The following is a 17,921-nucleotide window of genomic DNA, read 5'->3' on the forward strand; positions in this document are numbered from 1 at the left end:
TCGAACGATAGTCGCAGGAAGTTATGCCATGACGGTTGCTTATCTCGGCCTCGGCGCGAATCTCGGGGATGCGCGCCAGACCCTGAAAGACGCGGTGGTGTGCCTGGCCCAACAGCACACCATCACCGTGCTCGCCAAGTCGAGCCTGTATCGCACCGCCCCGATCGACGCCGGTGGCGACGACTACTACAACTGTGTCGTGAAGCTCGAAACGACCCTGCCGGTGCGGCATCTTCTGGCGCTGTGCCACAAGATCGAATCGCACTTCGGCCGCGAGCGGCCGTTTCGCAACGCACCCCGCACGCTCGATCTCGACATCCTGCTTTACGGCGATCACTCAATCGACGAACCCGATCTGATCGTGCCGCATCCGCGACTCACCGAACGCGCCTTCGTGCTGGTGCCGCTGACCGAACTCGCTCCGGATTTGACAATTCCCCAACGTGGCCGCGCCGACGCCTTCCTTGCCGCCGTCGCCGACCAGCGCATCGAAAGAATGAAATCGCCCTGCCAGTGCCCGGTGCTCAACGCGCTCGGCGGCAGCAACGACAGCACCAGCACCACCAAGGGCCGTTGCTCATGAACGCCACTCCGCTGACGGTCACAGCGCCGCAGCTGCGCCCGCCGTTCCGCTACATCGCGATCGAAGGGCCGATCGGTGTCGGCAAGACTTCGCTGGCGCGGCGCCTTGCCGAACGCTGGTCGATGCATCCGTTGTTCGAACGGCCGCAAGACAACCCGTTTCTCGAACGCTTCTATCGCGACACCGCCCGCTACGCCCTGCCTGCACAACTGCACTTCGCGCTGCAGCGCGCGCAGCAGGCCCAGGAAGTCGCGGCGATTCATGCTGCCGGCACGCCGCTGATCGCCGATTTCATGACGCAGAAAAACGAGATCTTCGCGCGCCTGACGCTGCCTGAAGACGAGTGGCAGTTGTATCGCGCGCTCTCGGCGCGGATCGATGCGCAAGCGCCGCGCGGTGCGGTGGGTGGCAATCCGGGCGCGGCGCCGGCACCGGATTTCGTCGTGTACCTGCAAGCCAGTCCGGAGGTGCTGTTTGCGCGCATTCAGAAGCGCGCGGTGCCGATGGAATTGCAGATCTCCGACGCGTACCTGCACGCCCTGTGCGACGCGTACAACGAGTTCTTCTATCACTACGACCGCACGCCGGTGCTGACGGTCAACGCCGAACATCTGAACCCGCTCGACTCGGACGCGGACCTTGCACTGCTCGTCGAACGCATCGGGACGATGCGCGGGCGCAAGGAATTCTTTGTCAAAGGCACGTCGCTCTGAGCGACGGCGCCCTCTTCTTTTTCCAACGGAATACCCCATGAGCTATTTGCAGGAAACGAGCCGGAACGCCATTACCGTCCCGAAACTGCAGGCAATGCGCGATGCGGGCGAGAAGATCGCCATGCTCACCTGTTACGACGCGAGCTTCGCTGCGCTGCTGGATCGCGCGGGCGTCGACGTGCTGCTGATCGGCGACTCGCTCGGTAACGTGCTGCAAGGCCAGACGACGACGCTGCCGGTCACGCTCGCTGAGATCGCCTATCACACTACCTGCGTGGCTCGGGCGCGGCCGTCGGCGCTGGTCGTCGCCGATCTGCCGTTCGGCACCTACGGCACGCCTGAGGCGGCCTTCGCCAGCTCGGTGGAGCTGATGCGCGCGGGCGCCCAGATGGTCAAGCTGGAAGGTGGCGAATGGCTGGCCGATACGGTGCGCTTTCTGGTCGAGCGGGCGGTGCCGGTGTGCGCGCACGTGGGCCTCACACCGCAGTCGGTGCATGCGTTCGGCGGCTTCAAGGTGCAGGGCAAGACGGAAGCGGGTGCGAGCCAGTTGCTGCGCGACGCGCGTGCCGTGCAGGACGCCGGTGCCCAGTTGATCGTGATAGAAGCGATTCCGACGCTGCTCGGCGCCGAAGCTACCAAGCAGTTGCGGATTCCGACCATCGGCATCGGCGCGGGCGTGGATTGCTCGGGTCAGGTGCTGGTGTTGCACGACATGCTTGGGATTTTCCCCGGCAAGCGGCCGCGCTTCGTGAAGGATTTCATGCAGGGCCAGCCGAGTATTTTTGCGGCCGTCGAGGCCTATGTGCGGGCGGTGAAGGACAGCTCGTTTCCGGGCCCGGAACATACGTTCTGAACTGGGCGTTTGGGGTGTGCGGCCGGATGGTGGGTGGTTAATCCGGTCTCATCCGGTCTCATCCGGCCACATACGGTCTCATCCGGCAAGACGCGCCGGCAACGCGCCCCGCAACGCGTTGCAGACTAGAAGCGCCTCGGCATTCAATACGTCGTCCCGCGTCAGCACGCGCTCTGCGGCGCCCAACGCGGCATCTTCCAGCAGCACGCCTCGCATCACACCAGGCAGCACGCCCGACGATAACGGCGGGGTCCACCAGCGCCCCGCCAGCTTGACGAACACATTCGAGCGACCGCCTTCGGTCAGTTCGCCACGCTCGTTGAAAAACAGCGTGTCGAACGCGCCGAGCGCCTCCGCGCTGCGCCAGCCGCGGTCGTATTCGGCGCGGCGAGTGGTCTTGTGATGCAGCAACGCGTCGCTCGTGTCGGTCGCGGCAAAACCGTGATCCGGTGCGAGCAGCACACCCACTTCGCCGTCTTGCAACGGTATCAGCGGCGCAGCGCTGATCTGTACCGCGCCGCTCCTGGCGAGGGCCAACCTGACGCGGTGCGGTGTCTGCGGCGGCAATGCATGGCACTGTGCGTCGAGACGCGCACGCAACTCCATTTCGTCGAATCCGAAGCCGAACCACGTGGCGCTCGCCGCAAGCCGCGCGAGATGGCGCGCAAGGTGCCGGACGCCGGCCTCGCGCGTTGCGTGCATGGTTTCGAACAGCTCGAAACCGGGATCGGCGTCGGTCAGGAAGCGGGCTTTCAATTGGCACTCCGCATGTTCGTCGGCAGCGACGCTGTCCAGTACGATCCCTGCGCCGACGCCCATGCTGCCGCGACGCGCGTGGCCGCTGCTTGCGGGGGCGTCGAGCGTCAGCGTGCGGATCGCGACGGACAGGCAGAAGTCGCCGCAGGTGCCTGTCGAATCCGCCGCATCGAGCCAGCCTATCGCGCCGGTGTACAGGCCGCGCGGCGTACTCTCGAGCGTCTCGATCAACTGCATCGTACGATGCTTCGGCGCGCCGGTGATCGATCCGCACGGGAACAGCGCGCGCAACACCTCGGCGAACGACGTCCGCGCGCGTAACCGCGCTTCCACCGTCGACGTCATCTGCCAGACGGACGCGTACGGCTCGACGGAGAAGAGCGCCGGCACCTTGACCGAGCCGGTCTCGGCGACGCGCGACAGATCGTTGCGCAGCAGATCGACGATCATGACGTTCTCGGCCCGGTTTTTCGGGTCGTTGGCGAGAAACTCCGCTGCGTGGCGGTCGGCAATGGGATCGTCAGGCGCCCGCGGCGCGGTGCCCTTCATCGGCCGCGCACGCAACGTCGCGCCCGCTTTCTCCACAAATAGCTCCGGCGAGCACGACAGCACCCAGCGCTCGCCCGGCAACGCGATCAACGCGCCATACGGCACCGGCTGCCGGGCCCGCAGACGCCGGTATAGCGCAGCCGGAGTACCGAACACGTCGAAGTCGAGCCGGTATGTGTAGTTGACCTGATAGGTATCGCCGATACGCAGCGCGTCGTGAATCGCGCCGATCGCCGCTTCGAATTGCGCCGGATCGACGCTCGCGCGAACGCCGGCCGTTCCCGCCACCGACGGCTGTGCCGCGTCGCCGTCGAGCTGCGCCAGCCATGCATCGGCTTCGTCACGCGAAAGCTTCGCGCATCGTTCGAACAATAAAAAACGCAGCGTGGCATCGCCACGCTGCGTTTTATACGACTGGAGTGATTCAGCACCGGACGGTGGTACGCCGCCCCCGGAGATGTTCCGTTCGGTCAAGGCGAGCCGCGACGTCCCAGATACACGCTCCTCCAGTACAAGCTGACGGCCGAACTCATAATCGCCCAGCACAACGGCATGCAGGCCGCCGCGCAGGTCGGCCGCCACCGCTTCGCACACTGCCTCGAGCGACGCCGCGCCGGCGCAAACCCTTTCGTGCACAAACGCCGTGTACAGACGGCTCGAGCGGCGCGCCGCCGTCGCGTCGCAATCGTCGAGCAATGCGAACACGGCGCCGCGATCATCCACCATCTTGCCTGCCGCCAACTTCAGACTGCGATTAATCGAAGAAGCTCTTCACGCGATCGAACCAGCTCTTGCTTTGCGGGCTATGACGCGCGCCACCCTCGACCAGCGACTTCTCGAACTGCTGCAACAACTCGCGCTGCGGCTCGGTGAGCTTGACCGGCGTCTCAACCTGGACATGCACGTACAGATCGCCGGCGATGCTCGAACGCAGCCCCTTGATGCCCTTGCCGCGCAGACGGAACGTCTTGCCCGACTGGGTGCCTTCGGGCACGGTGAAGCTCGCGCGGCCCGCCAGCGTCGGCACTTCGATCTCGCCGCCGAGTGCTGCCGTGGTGAACGGAATCGGCATCTGGCAATGCAGGTCGTCGCCGTCGCGCTCGAACACCGAGTGCTGCTTGATATGAATCTCGACGTACAGGTCGCCCGACGGACCGCCGTTGATGCCCGGCTCGCCGTTGCCGGCCGAGCGGATCCGCATGCCGTCGTCGATGCCTGCCGGAATCTTCACTTCCAGCGTCTTGGTTTCCTTCACCTTGCCCGCGCCGTGGCAGTGCAAGCAGGGATCGGGAATGTGACTGCCGGTGCCATGGCACTTCGGGCAAGTCTGCTGGATGCTGAAAAAGCCCTGCGACATCCGCACCGAACCCGAGCCGTTACAGGTCGGGCAGGTTTCGGGCTTGGTGCCGGGCTTTGCGCCCGAACCATGACAGATTTCACACGATACCCAGCTCGGTACGCGAATCTGCGTGTCGTAACCGTGCGCGGCCTGTTCCAGCGTGATTTCCATGCTATAGCGCAGATCGGCGCCACGATAGACCTGCGGACCGGCACGGCCGCCGCCGCCGCGTGCGGCGCCGCCGGCCGCCTGGCCGAAGATGTCGCCGAAAATATCGCCGAATGCATCGGCAAAGCCGCCGAAGCCCTGGGCGCCGGCGCCGCCCATGTTCGGGTCGACACCCGCATGGCCGTATTGGTCGTACGCGCCGCGCTTCTGCGAGTCCGACAGCATTTCATAGGCTTCCTTCACCTCTTTGAAATGCTCTTCCGCATCCTTGTTGCCCGGATTGCGGTCAGGGTGATGCTTCATCGCAAGCTTGCGATAAGCCTTCTTGATTTCGTCGTCGCTCGCGTTCTTTGCGACGCCCAGAACCTCGTAGTAATCCCGTTTCGCCATATCGGTTCAACGCCCTCCGCGCAGCAAGGCGCGGCGGCTCCTCTTGAATGCTGGAGTCTCACGACTCGTCCGGCCGCTGCTCGCTCCTCGTTTGCACGATTTGAGCAACGCCCTCCATAAAACAAATGTGCCCGGAGAGCCCAAAAGGCTCACCAGGCGCGATAACCGCTTTGCAGGTTCATGCCCCCGGAGACGGGTGCAGACCGTTTTGCAGCCGAGCCGCACACATTGCTGTGTGCGGCTTTACGGTCAAATGGCGACCTGGCTTTAGTCCTTCTTGACTTCCTTGAACTCGGCGTCGACCACGTCGTCTTCCGGCTGGCTCGCGCCTCCGGCCGAGGCACCGCCTGCGGCACCCGCGGCACCGGCCGCAGCGCCTGCTGCACCCTGGGCAGCCTGCATGTCGGCGTACATCTTTTCGCCGAGCTTCTGCGAGGCCGTTGCCACGACTTCGATCTTGGCTTCGATCGCCGCCTTGTCGCTCGAACCGCTCTTCAGCGTGTCTTCGAGGTCCTTCAGCGAGGCTTCGATCTTTTCCTTCTCAGCCGCTTCCAGCTTGTCGCCGTATTCGGTGAGCGCCTTCTTCGTGCTGTGCACCAGCGCGTCGCCCTGGTTGCGGGCATCGGCCAGCTCACGCAGCTTGTGATCTTCTTCCGCGTTCGCTTCTGCGTCCTTCACCATCTTTTCGATTTCGGCTTCCGACAGACCCGAGTTCGCCTTGATGACGATGCGGTTTTCCTTGCCGGTGGCCTTGTCTTTCGCGCCGACGTGCAGGATGCCGTTCGCGTCGATGTCGAAGCTCACTTCGATCTGCGGCACGCCGCGCGGGGCCGGCGGAATGCCTTCGAGGTTGAACTCGCCCAGCAGCTTGTTGCCGGCTGCCATTTCGCGTTCGCCCTGGAACACCTTGATCGTGACGGCGCCCTGGTTGTCGTCCGCCGTCGAATACACTTGCGCGTGCTTCGTCGGGATCGTGGTGTTCTTGTTGATCATCTTCGTCATCACGCCGCCGAGCGTTTCGATACCGAGCGACAGCGGGGTCACGTCGAGCAGCAGAACGTCCTTGCGATCACCGGACAACACCTGGCCCTGAATCGCGGCGCCCACGGCCACGGCTTCGTCCGGGTTCACGTCACGGCGCGGTTCCTTGCCGAAGAATTCCTTAACCTTTTCCTGCACCTTCGGCATACGGGTCATACCGCCGACGAGAATCACGTCGTCGATTTCGCCAACCTTCACGCCCGCGTCCTTGATCGCCAGACGGCACGGTTCGATGGTGCGTTCGATCAGTTCTTCCACCAGCGCTTCGAGCTTCGCACGCGTGATTTTCAGGTTCAAGTGCTTCGGACCCGACGCGTCTGCCGTGATGTACGGCAGGTTGATTTCGGTCTGCTGGCTGGACGACAGTTCGATCTTCGCCTTTTCAGCCGATTCCTTCAGGCGTTGCAGCGCGAGTACGTCCTTCGACAGGTCGACGCCTTGCTCTTTCTTGAACTCGCCGATGATGTAGTCGATGATGCGCTGGTCGAAGTCTTCGCCGCCGAGGAACGTATCGCCGTTCGTCGAGAGCACTTCAAACTGCATTTCGCCGTCAACGTCGGCGATTTCGATGATCGACACGTCGAACGTACCGCCGCCGAGGTCATACACGGCAATCTTGCGGTCGCCCTTTTCTGCCTTGTCGAGGCCGAACGCGAGCGCAGCTGCGGTCGGTTCGTTGATGATGCGCTTGACTTCCAGACCGGCGATGCGGCCTGCGTCTTTGGTAGCCTGGCGCTGGCTGTCGTTGAAGTACGCGGGAACCGTGATCACCGCTTCGGTGACCGGCTCGCCGAGGTAGTCTTCAGCGGTCTTTTTCATCTTGCGCAGCACTTCCGCCGAGATTTGCGGCGGAGCGAGCTTCTGGTCGCGCACTTCGACCCAGGCGTCACCGTTGTCGGCCTTGACGATCTTGTACGGCATCAGGCCGATGTCTTTCTGCACTTCTTTTTCTTCGAAGCGGCGGCCGATCAGGCGTTTGACCGCGTACAGCGTGTTCCTCGGGTTCGTGACCGACTGACGCTTCGCAGGCGCGCCGACGAGAATTTCGCCGTCTTCCATGTAAGCGATGATCGACGGCGTGGTGCGCGCACCTTCCGAGTTCTCGATCACCTTGACCGAATTGCCTTCCATGATCGCCACGCACGAGTTGGTCGTGCCGAGGTCGATGCCGATGATTTTGCCCATTTTTACTAATCTCCTGACTTTGATCGCTGCGGAAAGTGCCTTGTGCCCATCTGGCGGCAAGGCACGCCGCCTTCAATTCATACCTGCACTCAACATAAGTGCGTCCGCATCGTTTTCAAGACCTTGAATGCAATGCGGTCTTTAATTTTTTTCAATCTCCTGCTGCTTCGGGATTGGCGAGGCAAGCTTCGCCCGCACCTTCTCCCGCGCGGCTGCCACCGCTGCCTCGAACTGCCCGAGGCCGTGCCAGCCGGTTGCCCGGCCAAGCCGCTTGCCATGGTGAAAGAAGAACCACGTCGGCACGCCGTGCAACATGAAGCGGCGGCCCAGCTCGCGGTGCGCGTAGACGTTGCTGTGAAACCATTTGAGCCCGAGCGCGCGAATCGCCTCGGGCTGCGCCAGCATCGCCTTCTTCGCTATTTCACAGTTAAAGCAGTCCAGCCCCCAGAAGAACACCACCGCCAGCTCATCGCCGGCCGCCTCGAGTCCGGCGTCGAACGACTCCGCGCTCAGTTCCTGCATCTCGAACACGGCAAAAGCCGTGGCGTCGACGGGAAGGTTGGCCATAGTAACGGCGTGCCGGCCTTGGCGGCTCTTAAACGCAACCGGGCGCTTACTTCGGCTGTGCGACGGTGACGAGCGCCGGACGCAGCACGCGGTCGGCAATCACATAGCCCTTTTGCAGCACGGAAACGACCGTGTTCGGCTCCTGCTCGGCCGGCACCATGGAAATAGCCTGGTGACGATGCGGGTCGAACTTCTCGCCGGCCGGAGGATTGATCGCGGCCACGCGACCTTTCTCGAGCGCCCCGTTCAACTGACGCAGCGTCAGCTCGACGCCTTCGCGGACCTTCTGCAGGTCGTCCGACGAGTGGGCAACGGCGGCCTCGAGACTGTCGACCACCGGCAGCAGATGCTCGGCAAAGCTTTCGATCGCAAACTTGTGGGCCTTGGTGACGTCTTCCTGCGCACGGCGGCGCACGTTTTCGGTCTCGGCCTTCGCACGCAGGAAGCTCTCCTGCAGCTCGGCAATCTTCGCTTGCGCTTCGGCCAGCGCGGCCTCGACGCCGGCCGGCGCGGCAGCGCCCGGCGCAGCATCAGCCGGGTTCGCGTCGGGCTGAAGCGCGGCGGCCTCGGCGGCCTGGCGCGCGGCTTCTTCGGCGGGCGTGGGATTCTGGCTCGTCGGGTTCTCTTGCGTGTTTTCCATGTCGCTGAAAGTCGTTAGAAAGTTAAAGCCAAGGGCGGCCGCATGGTGTTCGCGGGGGCTCGTTCGCGCGTTGCAAAAACACGACACAGACCACCGCTCATCGTTCGATAAGTTGGGGACCTAAAGCACGATTTCAAGCGGTCAAAACGACCTTTTTGCACCGCAGCAGTGCGGGAGAAATGCCTGGTTACAACCATTACTCTGACTTCATGAGAATGAGATTGAGTGGGGTCGAGGACTGACCTAAACTGCAGATGTCCGCCGGAAAAGGCACGTTTACCCTAGCCCGGTATATACCACTTCAATTCACTCACTACGCGCGTTCGTTCAGCACCTTTCGGGGGAGTACCGTGAAACTGACCTTCGCAATATCCGTGGTCGCCTTGGTGCTCATCGCGGGAACCACGACCATCTGCATGTCCGGGGCCGTCAACGACAGCACGACCGAGTATGGCGGCGTGCATGCCACAATGGAACAGCTGTTCAATCCCCACCTGAAAGTTTGTCGATAGTGCGCCGGTCGCGCTTGGTAGGACGCCCGTGCAAGGCGGCCGCCGGTTCGCGATACGTCTTGCGCCGCTCCTGTTCCACCTGCCGCTTTACCTTGCTGTCCTCGGTTTCCGCGTAAAGCGTTTGCGCCACGCTGGCGGGCCCGCGCACATCGCACATGCCCAGCACCTCGACCTGCCAAACGATCCTTTCGATCTCGACTTCAACGAGATCGCCGACCCGCACGTCCTTTGCCGGCTTGACCGTGGCCCCGCCGATACGCACATGGCCTTTATCGACGGCATCCGCCGCCAGCGAGCGCGTCTTGAAGAAGCGTGCAGCCCAAAGCCATTTGTCGATGCGCAGACGCGCACCCGGTTCGGTTGAAATCCTGTAGTTCATCGATCAGTCCGGCGCCCTAAGCGCGTTCCCTAAGCGCGTTGAAACAAGGCCTCACGCCTCCACCACCCCTTGCAGCGAAGCCGCCTGCACCGGCCAGCCCTGCAGATTCTGCGCGACGATCTCACCAAGCGCGGCAATCCACGCCTGCGAGGCGTTCAGGCAAGGAATCCGGTGAAACTCCTTGCCGCCGGCGTGAACGAACTCGTCGCGAACCTCCATGCCGATTTCCTCGATCGTTTCGAGGCAGTCAGCGGTAAAACCCGGACAAAACACGTCGGCCCGACGGACACCCGCGGCGCCCAGTTCCTTGAGCGTCGGCGCGGTGTAGGGCTGCAGCCATTCGGCCTTGCCGAAGCGCGACTGAAACGTAATGCGGCATTCGACCGATGTCAGCTCAAGCGCCTGCATCAGCAGCGCCCCGGTTTGCTGACACTGGTCGTGATACGGATCGCCCAGATCGAGCGTGCGCTTGGGCACACCGTGGAAGCTCAGCACCAGCTTGTCGCCTGCTGCGAAATCCGGACGGCCGTGAGCGTGCCAATACTGGTGCACCTGCGCCGCCAGCGCCGCGATATAGGCCGGATGATCCGCATATTGGCGGACGGTGCGGATTTCCAGCTGGTTGCGCATGCGCCCAAGCGCCGCAAATGCGGCGTCGAAAGCCGTGGCGGTGGTCGACGACGAGTATTGCGGATACATCGGCACGAGCAGCACACGTTCCGCACCGGCCAGCTTGAGCTGGTTCAGCATGTCCGGAATGCCCGGCATGCCATAGCGCATGGCGTAGTCGACGAGCACCGTGTAGTCGTTCGCCTGCAGCAGATGCCGCAACCCTTCCACCTGCTTCTCGGTGAACACGCGCAACGGCGAGCCTTCCGGCGTCCACACCGCGGCATACTTGCGCGCCGACGAGCGCCCGCGAAACGGCAGGATCAGGAGCCGCAAGATGACCTGCCAGACGGCGGCGGGAATCTCGACCACCCGTGGGTCCGACAAAAACTGCGCGAGGTAGCGCCGCACGGCCTTCGGCGTTGGAGCGTCGGGCGTGCCCAGATTGATCAGCAACACCGCAACACGATGGGCTGTGGCGGGCTGAGATGGCCGCTCGAGGTCGAAACGCATAGGCAACAGGGCTAACCGCTTAAGGCGGGAAATCGATTCAGGTGAAACTCATTATAGCGGCGCGATCCGCCGCCGATACCTGGCCATTCGGCCAATTGGCAAGCTCCGCGCCGCCAGGCATCATTACCGGCATGACGTTGCGGACGTTGACCGGCGGTCGGTTGCAGGCAGTGGCAGTCGCAATGGCATCGGCCGCCGCGCCTGGCGACAGGCGGTTGCTATTGCTGGCTCAGCGTCAACGAAAGCAGACGCGCCGTAATGTCGACGATCGGGATCACGCGGTTATAGGCCATCCGCGTCGGTCCGATCACGCCGAGCGTGCCGACGATCTTGCCGTTCACTTCATACGGTGCGGTCACCACGCTCATTTCTTCGATCGGCACGAGATTCGACTCGCCGCCAATGAAAATCTGCACGCCCTGGGCGTGACTCGACACGTCGAGTAACTGAAGGAGGCTGGTCTTTTGGTCGAATACATCAAACAGCTTGCGCAGCCGCGCCATGTCGGAAGACAGGTCGGCCACTTCGAGCAGATTGCGCTCGCCGGAAATCAATACGGTCTCGCCGGTGTCGGCTTCGTCGGTGCTGGCGGTGACGGCCGCGTGCATCAGCGTAGTCATGTCGCCGCGCAGTTCGTCGATCTCTTCGCGCAGGCGTCGGCGCACCTCGTCGAAGGACAGGCCGGCGAAGTGTGCGTTGATGTAATTGGAGGCTTCCACCAGTTGCGACGGCGAAAAGTCGCGCTGCGTCGCCATGATGCGGTTCTGCACGTCGCCCTCGGGCGTGACGATGATCAGCAGAATGCGCTTGTCCGACAGGCGCATGAACTCGATCTGCTTGAACACATGGCTGCGCCGCGGCGTCAGCACCACGCCGGCAAACTGCGACAGGCTGGACAGCACGCTGGCCGCCGCCGCCACGATCTTCTGCGGCTCGCCCGCCTGCAAGGTGGTCTTGACGGTACGGGTGACGGCTTCTTCGTCCGCGGCGGACTCGACCGTGAGCATGGTGTCGACGAAAAGGCGGTAGCCACGCGGCGTCGGAATGCGGCCCGCCGAAGTATGCGGACTGATTACGAGCCCCAGCTCCTCCAGATCGGACATCACGTTGCGGATGGTCGCCGGGCTCAGTTCGAGGCCGGAATAGCGGGACAATGTGCGCGAGCCGACCGGCTGACCCTCGGCGATATAGCGCTCGATCAGCGTTTTGAGGAGGGTTTGTGCGCGAGGATCTAGCATGACGGAAAATTTTAGCTTAATGACGCAACAACCGCGAGCGCTAACAATACCACTCGGTTCCGCGCGGGTCTCCCCGCGGACCTGGCAGGTAAGGCAGCGCCCCGCCCAGGCCGGGCGCCCGTGTGGCCCGGACGGTTCTTTTCAGTCCCCACCTATGGTGTAATGCCGGCATGCAAGTTACCAGCCAGTTCAAGACCGTTGCGCTAGTCGGGCGCAACAATACGCCAGGCATCGGCGAGCCTCTGACCGCGCTCGCCTCGTGCATCGCCAGGCGCGGCTTCGACGTGGTGTTCGAAGCGGACACCGCCGCGGAGATCGGCATCACCGATTACCCGGCCCTGCGCCCCGCGGAGATCGGCGCGCGCGCCGACGTCGCCGTGGTGCTCGGCGGCGACGGCACGATGCTCGGCATCGGCCGCCAGCTCGCGCCGTACCGCACGCCGCTGATCGGCATCAACCATGGGCGCGTCGGCTTTATCACCGACATCCCGATTTCCGACATGCAGGAAATCGTCCCGCTGATGCTCAGCGGCCACTTCGAGCGCGAAGAGCGCACCCTGCTCGAGGCGCGCATCATGCGCGACGGCAGCCCGATCTACCACGCGCTGGCGTTCAACGACGTGGTGGTGAACCGCAGCGGCTTCTCGGGGATGGCGGAACTGCACGTTTCGGTCGACGGCCGCTTCATGTACAACCAGCGCTCGGACGGGCTGATCGTCGCCACGCCGACCGGCTCGACGGCCTATGCGCTGTCCTCGTCGGGGCCGATCCTGCATCCGCAGTTGCAAGGCATCGTGCTGGTGCCGATCGCGCCGCACGCGCTGTCGAACCGGCCTATCGTGCTGCCGGACGACTCCAAGGTCAGCATCCAGATCGTGGCGGGGCGGGACGTGAACGTCAATTTCGACATGCAGTCGTTCACCGCGCTCGAACACAACGACACCATCGAAGTTCGCCGCTCGCGCCACACCGTGCCGCTGCTGCATCCGGTCGGCCATAGCTATTACGCGACGCTGCGCAAGAAACTTCACTGGAACGAATACCCGTCGCACGAAGACGACATCAAGCCCTGAGCGGATCGCCCCAGCCGGTAACCCACGCCCACCAGACGACCCCATGCTTCGCCACCTCTCGATACGCGACTTCGTCATCGTCGCCGCGCTCGATCTTGAATTCGACAGCGGCTTTACGGTTTTTTCAGGCGAAACAGGCGCCGGCAAGTCGATCCTGATCGACGCCCTGGCATTGGCGCTCGGCGCCCGTGCCGACGCGAGCGTCGTACGTACCGGTGAGGCACGGGCCGACATCACTGCGGAATTCGAAACCCATGCGCAGCTCGAGCACTGGCTCGACCAGCAGGCGCTGGCCTCGGCCGCCGCCGCAGGAGCCGACGACCCGCACGGCAGGACCGTCATGCTGCGACGCGTGGTCGACGCGAACGGCCGCTCGCGCGCCTTCATCAACGGCACGGCGGCGACGCTCGCACAACTGCGCGAGGTCGGCGAAATGCTGGTCGACATTCACGGCCAGCACGCCCACCAGTTGCTGATGCGCCCGGACGCCCAGCGCGAGCTGTTCGACACCCACGCCGGACTGATCGACAAGGCAGGCGCCGTGGGCCGCGCCTGGCGCAACTGGCGCGACAAGGTGCAAGCCATCGAACTCGCCAGGACGCGCGACCGCGAGTTGCAACTCGAGCGCGAACGCCTCGCATGGCAGTTGGCCGAGCTCGACAAGCTCGCCCCGCAGCCGGGCGAATGGGAAGAGGTCAACGCCGAACACAACCGCCTGTCGCATTCGGCCAACCTGATCGACGGCGTCCAGGGTGCGCTCACTGCGCTATCCGAGTCGGACGAGGCGATGATCACGCATCTCGCCTCGATCGTCTCCAAGGTACGCGACCTCGCGGAAATCGATCCGGCGCTGAACGACGCCCTCGCCGCCCTTGAACCCGCCGAGATCCAGTTGCAGGAAGCGGCGTATTCGCTGAGTCACTATGCGCAGCGGCTGGAGCTCGATCCCGAGCGCCTTGCCCAGATCGAGAAGCGCGTCGACGCGCTCCATTCGGCCGCCCGCAAATTCCGCTTGCAGCCGCAGACGCTGCCGGAGGAACACGCCGCGCGTCGCGCGCAACTGGCCGCTCTCGATGCCGCCGCGGATCTGGACAGCCTGCATGCCGCCGAAGTCAAAGCGAAGGAAGCCTATCTCGCCGAGGCCAGGCAGCTATCGAAAGCACGCGCCAAGGCCGCCAAGGCACTGGGCTCGGCGGTCACCACGGGCATGCAGGAACTGTCGATGAAAGGCGGCAGCTTCGAAGTCGCCCTCATGGCACTGCCGGATGGAGGCCCGCACGGGCTGGAACAGGTCGAGTTCCGGGTGGCGGGCCACGCGGGCGTGCCGCTGCGGCCGCTCGCCAAAGTCGCCTCGGGTGGCGAGCTGGCGCGGATCAGCCTTGCGCTCGCCGTGATCGCCAGCGCCGCCAGCCCCACCCCCACACTGATCTTCGACGAAGTGGACACCGGCATCGGCGGTGGCGTCGCGGAGGTGGTCGGACGCTTGCTGCACCAGCTCGGCCGCGCCCGCCAGGTGCTGTGCGTGACCCATTTGCCGCAGGTCGCCGCGCGCGGCGACCATCACTTCCAGGTGGCAAAAGCCGCCAACGGCAAGGGTGGGACGGTCAGCAGCGTCACGCCGCTCGACAAGGCAAGCCGGGTCGAAGAAGTAGCGCGCATGCTCGGCGGGCTGGAGATCACCGCCACGACGCGCAAGCACGCCAAGGAAATGCTGGCAGCGTAAGAGACGCCATCACACAGGGGCTGCGGGCCGTGCCGACACCACGGCGAGGCGCCCCGATACACTGCGGGCCGTCCCACTACCAGAGCCAGAGCGGCCCCTCGCCCGTATTCACAGGTTTCACCGAGCAAATCCGCACAGCACGCTCCAAGCCTTCAGCGCCCCGAGCCCCGAGCCGGCCAGGCCCCAACCCTCACCCGAACACCCGTTGCCACAACGCCAGCACCGCCTGGCGCTCCGCTTCGACGGCGGCCGGCTCGACGCGCGCCTTCTCCATGCCGTCGAGCCTCAGCTTGTGCTGCAACTTGCGGTAAGTGCGATACGCCGCGCCCACCGTCTCGGCTTCCTCCTCGCTCATCATCCCGAAGCGCGACACCTCGCGTAGCAGCGCGATATTGCCGGTATTGCGGATCAACTCCGGATCGCGCGCCGCGTGCAGCAGCACCCAGTATTGAACGGTGAACTCGATATCCACCATCCCGCCGCGATCGTGCTTCAGATCGAACAGTTGGGTCCGGTTCGGATGCCCGGCCTCCACCCGCTCGCGCATCTCGACGATCTCACGCGCGAGCGGCCCTGCCTCGCGCGGAGTGGTCAGAACCTGCTCGCGGATCGCCTCGAACTTCGCGCCGATCTCGGCGTCGCCCGCGCAATAGCGCGCCCGCGACAGCGCCTGGTGCTCCCAGACCCATGCGGTATTCGCCGCGTCGCCTTCGCGCAACTGGTAACGCCTGAACGCGTCCAGATCCGTGACGAGCAGCCCCGACTCGCCATTCGGCCGCAGCCGCAGGTCGACGTCGAACAGCGTGCCCGCGCCCGTGGCCATCGTCAGACAGGTGATCAGGCGCCGCGTGTACATGGCGTAGATCTCCGCTGCGTTCTCGTCGGCGTCGTCGTAGAGGAAGATCAGGTCGAGGTCCGACGCGTAGCCCAACTCCTTGCCGCCCAGCTTCCCGTACGCGATAACCGCAAAGCGCGGCACCTCGCGGTGGCGTCGGGCCAACTGGTTCCAGACGGCTTCGAGCGTGACGTCGAGCACGGCATCCGCGAGCTCCGAGAGCCGGTCGCTCACATGTTCGACGCTCAGCTTGCCGGCCAGATCGATCAGCAGAATGCGGAACACTTCGGCCTGATGGGCATGGCGCAACAGATCCATCTGCTGTTCGACGCCGTCCGCCGCGGCGAGCCGCAAGCGCAGGGTGCGCTTGAATTCGGGCCAGTCGAACGGGCTCGCAATCGCTTCGTCGTCCAGCAGTTCGTCGAGCAGTTGCGGATGGCGGATCAGATAGCCGGCCGCCCAGTGCGAGGCGCCCAGCACCGACAGGACCCGGTGCAGCGCTTGCGGATACTCGGTGAGCAGCGCCAGATAGGCGCCGCGGCGACTCACGGCTTCGAGCAGGTCGAAGAAGCGCGCCACCGTATCGCCGCGCCGCGCCGGCGGCTCCAGCGTGCGCGCGGCTTCGAGCGCGCGTTGCGCCACGATGTCGAAGCGCTGCCGGCTGCGCTCGGCGAGCCCCGCGTAACGCGACGATTGCCAGAGGGCGCGCAGCCGCGCGAGCAGTTCGGCCGGCTCGGCAATGCCAAGCTCGACGAGGCGCGCCTGCAAGGCAACGTCCGCGCTATCGTCGGCCAGCGCGCTGCTCCACACCCACACCGCCGCGCCGTCCTCCGGCGCGCCGCAGCCGTCGCGGCCCGTCACCTTGTCGGCGAAGATCTGATCGAACTGCTGTTCGACCAGCTCGCGGTGCGCCTCGAGTTTCACCATCAGCGCCGCATAGTCGTCGAAGCCCATGGCCTGCGCCAGCGCCGCGCGCTCCTCCGGGTCGACCGGCATCGCGTGCGTCTGCGCGTCGTTGCGATATTGCAAGCGGTGTTCGAGCTCGCGCAAAAAACGATAGGCCTGCGAAAGCTTCACGCACACGGTCGGCGCAAGCAGGCCGTGCGCCGCCGCGTGGCGCAGCACGGCGAGCGTCGGCCGCACGCGGAAACCCGCATCCTGCCCGCCACGAATCAACTGGAACACCTGCGCGCTGAATTCGATCTCGCGAATGCCGCCGCGGCCGAGCTTGATGTCGTCGGCCTTGTCGGGCCGCATCGAGGCGCGGCGTTGCGCTTCCTGGCGGATCTGCAGATGCAGCGCACGGATCGCGCTGATCACGCCGAAGTCCAGATAGCGGCGGTAGATGAACGGCAGAACGATTGCATCGAGCTGCTTCGACAGCCGGCGCGCGGCGTCGCTGCCGCGCTCGGATACGAGCCGCCCCTTGATCCAGGCATAGCGCTCCCACTCTCGGCCCTGCACGTAAAAATACTCTTCGAGCATGCCAAGACTACACACGAGCGGTCCCGAATCGCCATTCGGCCGCAAGCGCATGTCGACGCGAAACACATAGCCATCGGCGGTGACTTCGGCCAGCGCGGCGATCAGGCGTTTGCCGAGGCGGGTAAAGAAGTCCTGCGTGGCAATCGGCGAGCGCTGGCCGCCGGCGGTTTCGCCGTCCTCTTCATAGAGGAAGATCAGGTCGATATCCGATGACACGTTCAGCTCACGCCCACCCAGCTTGCCCATGCCGACCACGCCGAGCGTCAGGCGCTCGCCCTGCGGGTCGCGCGGCTCGCCGTACAGCACTTCGAGATCGGCGGAGAGCACCGCCAGCGCCCGCTGGATGGTCGTTTCAGCCAGATCGGTCATCGCACCGGTCACTTCGGCGACGTCCGCATGACCCGTCAGGTCGCGCTCCATCACGGCGCAGAACACCTCGGTGCGCAACTGGCGCAACGCCCGCTTGAGCCCGTCCTCGGTCAACGCGCCGCCGGCAGGGCCGGCCTGCGCGGCGCACAACGCGTCGAAGCGGGCTTCGATCCGCTCGCGCGTCAACGGCGCGGCAGCCAGCGCCGCAATGCGCTCCGCCAGTTCAGGACGGGCCGCCAGCGCGCGCGCCGCATAGTGTGAATAGCTGGAACTCAGGAGTGTGGCGTCAGTCATCAAAGGTCTGGATCGCTTGTTGCGTCATCCGTCTCATCACGGAGCCTTGAAGCGCGTCGCGCAGGTCGCGAGGCGGCATGGGCACAGGCTTTGACGGATATTCGTCG

15 protein-coding genes are annotated in these 17,921 nt (G+C 64.6%); 5 read left to right on the plus strand and 10 right to left on the minus strand.

What is annotated here, in order from left to right; all coding sequences use genetic code 11:
* The first annotated feature begins 28 nt into the window (after window positions 1–28).
* Genes folK through panB form a run of 3 tightly spaced genes read left to right on the plus strand, consistent with a single transcriptional unit; the run spans window position 29 to window position 2,149 of the window.
* Complete coding sequence (folK, locus tag P3T42_RS14790; RefSeq protein ID WP_074302361.1) at window positions 29–583, plus strand: 2-amino-4-hydroxy-6-hydroxymethyldihydropteridine diphosphokinase; 555 nt, start codon at window positions 29–31, stop codon at window positions 581–583.
* Entirely contained in the window at window positions 580–1,296 is a 717-nt protein-coding gene (locus P3T42_RS14795; protein WP_074302362.1) for a deoxynucleoside kinase, read from the plus strand. Before folK ends, P3T42_RS14795 begins: the two co-directional genes overlap by 4 nt.
* A gap of 37 nt (window positions 1,297–1,333) precedes the next feature.
* The gene (panB, locus tag P3T42_RS14800; protein ID WP_074302363.1) at window positions 1,334–2,149 is read left to right on the plus strand and encodes a 3-methyl-2-oxobutanoate hydroxymethyltransferase; all 816 of its coding nucleotides are present in this window, start codon (window positions 1,334–1,336) and stop codon (window positions 2,147–2,149) included.
* Between the two features lie 78 nt (window positions 2,150–2,227).
* On the opposite strand, the gene pabB is transcribed toward panB, so the two are convergent.
* The 9 genes from pabB to hrcA all read right to left on the minus strand — a co-directional run bounded on the left by pabB (window position 2,228) and on the right by hrcA (window position 12,035).
* The gene (gene pabB / locus P3T42_RS14805) at window positions 2,228–4,180 is read right to left on the minus strand and encodes an aminodeoxychorismate synthase component I (RefSeq protein ID WP_429306464.1); all 1,953 of its coding nucleotides are present in this window, start codon (window positions 4,178–4,180) and stop codon (window positions 2,228–2,230) included.
* Window positions 4,181–4,208: 28 nt separating this feature from the next.
* Window positions 4,209–5,351 carry a molecular chaperone DnaJ gene (gene dnaJ, locus P3T42_RS14810; protein ID WP_074302364.1) on the minus strand — a complete coding sequence of 381 codons (1,143 nt, stop codon included), beginning with the start codon at window positions 5,349–5,351 and terminating at the stop codon, window positions 4,209–4,211.
* A gap of 267 nt (window positions 5,352–5,618) precedes the next feature.
* Window positions 5,619–7,577, minus strand: a complete 1,959-nt coding sequence (gene dnaK / locus P3T42_RS14815) for a molecular chaperone DnaK (RefSeq protein WP_074302365.1) — start codon at window positions 7,575–7,577, stop codon at window positions 5,619–5,621.
* A 141-nt stretch (window positions 7,578–7,718) separates the two neighbouring features.
* A complete protein-coding gene (locus tag P3T42_RS14820) occupies window positions 7,719–8,144 on the minus strand; it encodes a thioredoxin family protein (protein ID WP_429306465.1) in 426 nt (141 codons plus the stop codon).
* A gap of 46 nt (window positions 8,145–8,190) precedes the next feature.
* Window positions 8,191–8,784, minus strand: coding sequence for a nucleotide exchange factor GrpE (grpE, locus tag P3T42_RS14825; RefSeq protein WP_074302367.1), 594 nt, complete (start codon window positions 8,782–8,784; stop codon window positions 8,191–8,193).
* Between the two features lie 313 nt (window positions 8,785–9,097).
* The gene (locus P3T42_RS14830; RefSeq protein ID WP_429306575.1) at window positions 9,098–9,271 is read right to left on the minus strand and encodes a hypothetical protein; all 174 of its coding nucleotides are present in this window, start codon (window positions 9,269–9,271) and stop codon (window positions 9,098–9,100) included.
* Window positions 9,268–9,675: an RNA-binding S4 domain-containing protein gene (locus tag P3T42_RS14835; protein WP_074302369.1), complete on the minus strand. Its 408-nt coding sequence runs from the start codon at window positions 9,673–9,675 to the stop codon at window positions 9,268–9,270. The genes P3T42_RS14830 and P3T42_RS14835 overlap by 4 nt, the downstream gene beginning before the upstream one ends.
* A 51-nt stretch (window positions 9,676–9,726) precedes the next feature.
* Complete coding sequence (gene hemH / locus P3T42_RS14840) at window positions 9,727–10,797, minus strand: ferrochelatase (protein ID WP_074302370.1); 1,071 nt, start codon at window positions 10,795–10,797, stop codon at window positions 9,727–9,729.
* Between the two features lie 218 nt (window positions 10,798–11,015).
* Complete coding sequence (gene hrcA, locus P3T42_RS14845; protein WP_074302371.1) at window positions 11,016–12,035, minus strand: heat-inducible transcriptional repressor HrcA; 1,020 nt, start codon at window positions 12,033–12,035, stop codon at window positions 11,016–11,018.
* A gap of 170 nt (window positions 12,036–12,205) precedes the next feature.
* On the opposite strand from hrcA, the gene P3T42_RS14850 reads away from it, so the two are divergent.
* Together P3T42_RS14850 and recN are read left to right on the plus strand one after the other, a co-directional pair.
* Window positions 12,206–13,108, plus strand: a complete 903-nt coding sequence (locus P3T42_RS14850) for an NAD kinase (protein ID WP_074302372.1) — start codon at window positions 12,206–12,208, stop codon at window positions 13,106–13,108.
* A 43-nt stretch (window positions 13,109–13,151) separates the two neighbouring features.
* Window positions 13,152–14,831: a DNA repair protein RecN gene (recN, locus tag P3T42_RS14855; protein WP_429306466.1), complete on the plus strand. Its 1,680-nt coding sequence runs from the start codon at window positions 13,152–13,154 to the stop codon at window positions 14,829–14,831.
* Between the two features lie 190 nt (window positions 14,832–15,021).
* Here recN and glnE read toward each other — a convergent pair whose 3' ends face one another.
* Window positions 15,022–17,814 (minus strand): bifunctional [glutamate--ammonia ligase]-adenylyl-L-tyrosine phosphorylase/[glutamate--ammonia-ligase] adenylyltransferase, encoded by a 2,793-nt coding sequence (glnE, locus tag P3T42_RS14860; protein WP_429306467.1) that lies wholly within the window; start codon window positions 17,812–17,814, stop codon window positions 15,022–15,024.
* Between the last annotated feature and the right edge of the window lie 107 nt (window positions 17,815–17,921).

It is taken from the genome of Paraburkholderia sp. GAS38 (assembly GCF_050434965.1).
Classification (GTDB): Bacteria; Pseudomonadota; Gammaproteobacteria; order Burkholderiales; family Burkholderiaceae; genus Paraburkholderia; species Paraburkholderia phenazinium_A.

Bases quoted from the DNA above. Each gene is read 5' to 3' on its own strand.
- folK (WP_074302361.1), top strand. From the start codon at position 29: ATGACGGTTGCTTATCTCGGCCTCGGCGCGAATCTCGGGGATGCGCGC.
- P3T42_RS14795 (WP_074302362.1), top strand. From the start codon at position 580: ATGAACGCCACTCCGCTGACGGTCACAGCGCCGCAGCTGCGCCCGCCG.
- panB (WP_074302363.1), top strand. From the start codon at position 1,334: ATGAGCTATTTGCAGGAAACGAGCCGGAACGCCATTACCGTCCCGAAA.
- pabB (WP_429306464.1), bottom strand. From the start codon at position 4,180: ATGGTGGATGATCGCGGCGCCGTGTTCGCATTGCTCGACGATTGCGAC.
- dnaJ (WP_074302364.1), bottom strand. From the start codon at position 5,351: ATGGCGAAACGGGATTACTACGAGGTTCTGGGCGTCGCAAAGAACGCG.
- dnaK (WP_074302365.1), bottom strand. From the start codon at position 7,577: ATGGGCAAAATCATCGGCATCGACCTCGGCACGACCAACTCGTGCGTG.
- P3T42_RS14820 (WP_429306465.1), bottom strand. From the start codon at position 8,144: ATGGCCAACCTTCCCGTCGACGCCACGGCTTTTGCCGTGTTCGAGATG.
- grpE (WP_074302367.1), bottom strand. From the start codon at position 8,784: ATGGAAAACACGCAAGAGAACCCGACGAGCCAGAATCCCACGCCCGCC.
- P3T42_RS14835 (WP_074302369.1), bottom strand. From the start codon at position 9,675: ATGAACTACAGGATTTCAACCGAACCGGGTGCGCGTCTGCGCATCGAC.
- hemH (WP_074302370.1), bottom strand. From the start codon at position 10,797: ATGCGTTTCGACCTCGAGCGGCCATCTCAGCCCGCCACAGCCCATCGT.
- hrcA (WP_074302371.1), bottom strand. From the start codon at position 12,035: ATGCTAGATCCTCGCGCACAAACCCTCCTCAAAACGCTGATCGAGCGC.
- P3T42_RS14850 (WP_074302372.1), top strand. From the start codon at position 12,206: ATGCAAGTTACCAGCCAGTTCAAGACCGTTGCGCTAGTCGGGCGCAAC.
- recN (WP_429306466.1), top strand. From the start codon at position 13,152: ATGCTTCGCCACCTCTCGATACGCGACTTCGTCATCGTCGCCGCGCTC.
- glnE (WP_429306467.1), bottom strand. From the start codon at position 17,814: ATGACTGACGCCACACTCCTGAGTTCCAGCTATTCACACTATGCGGCG.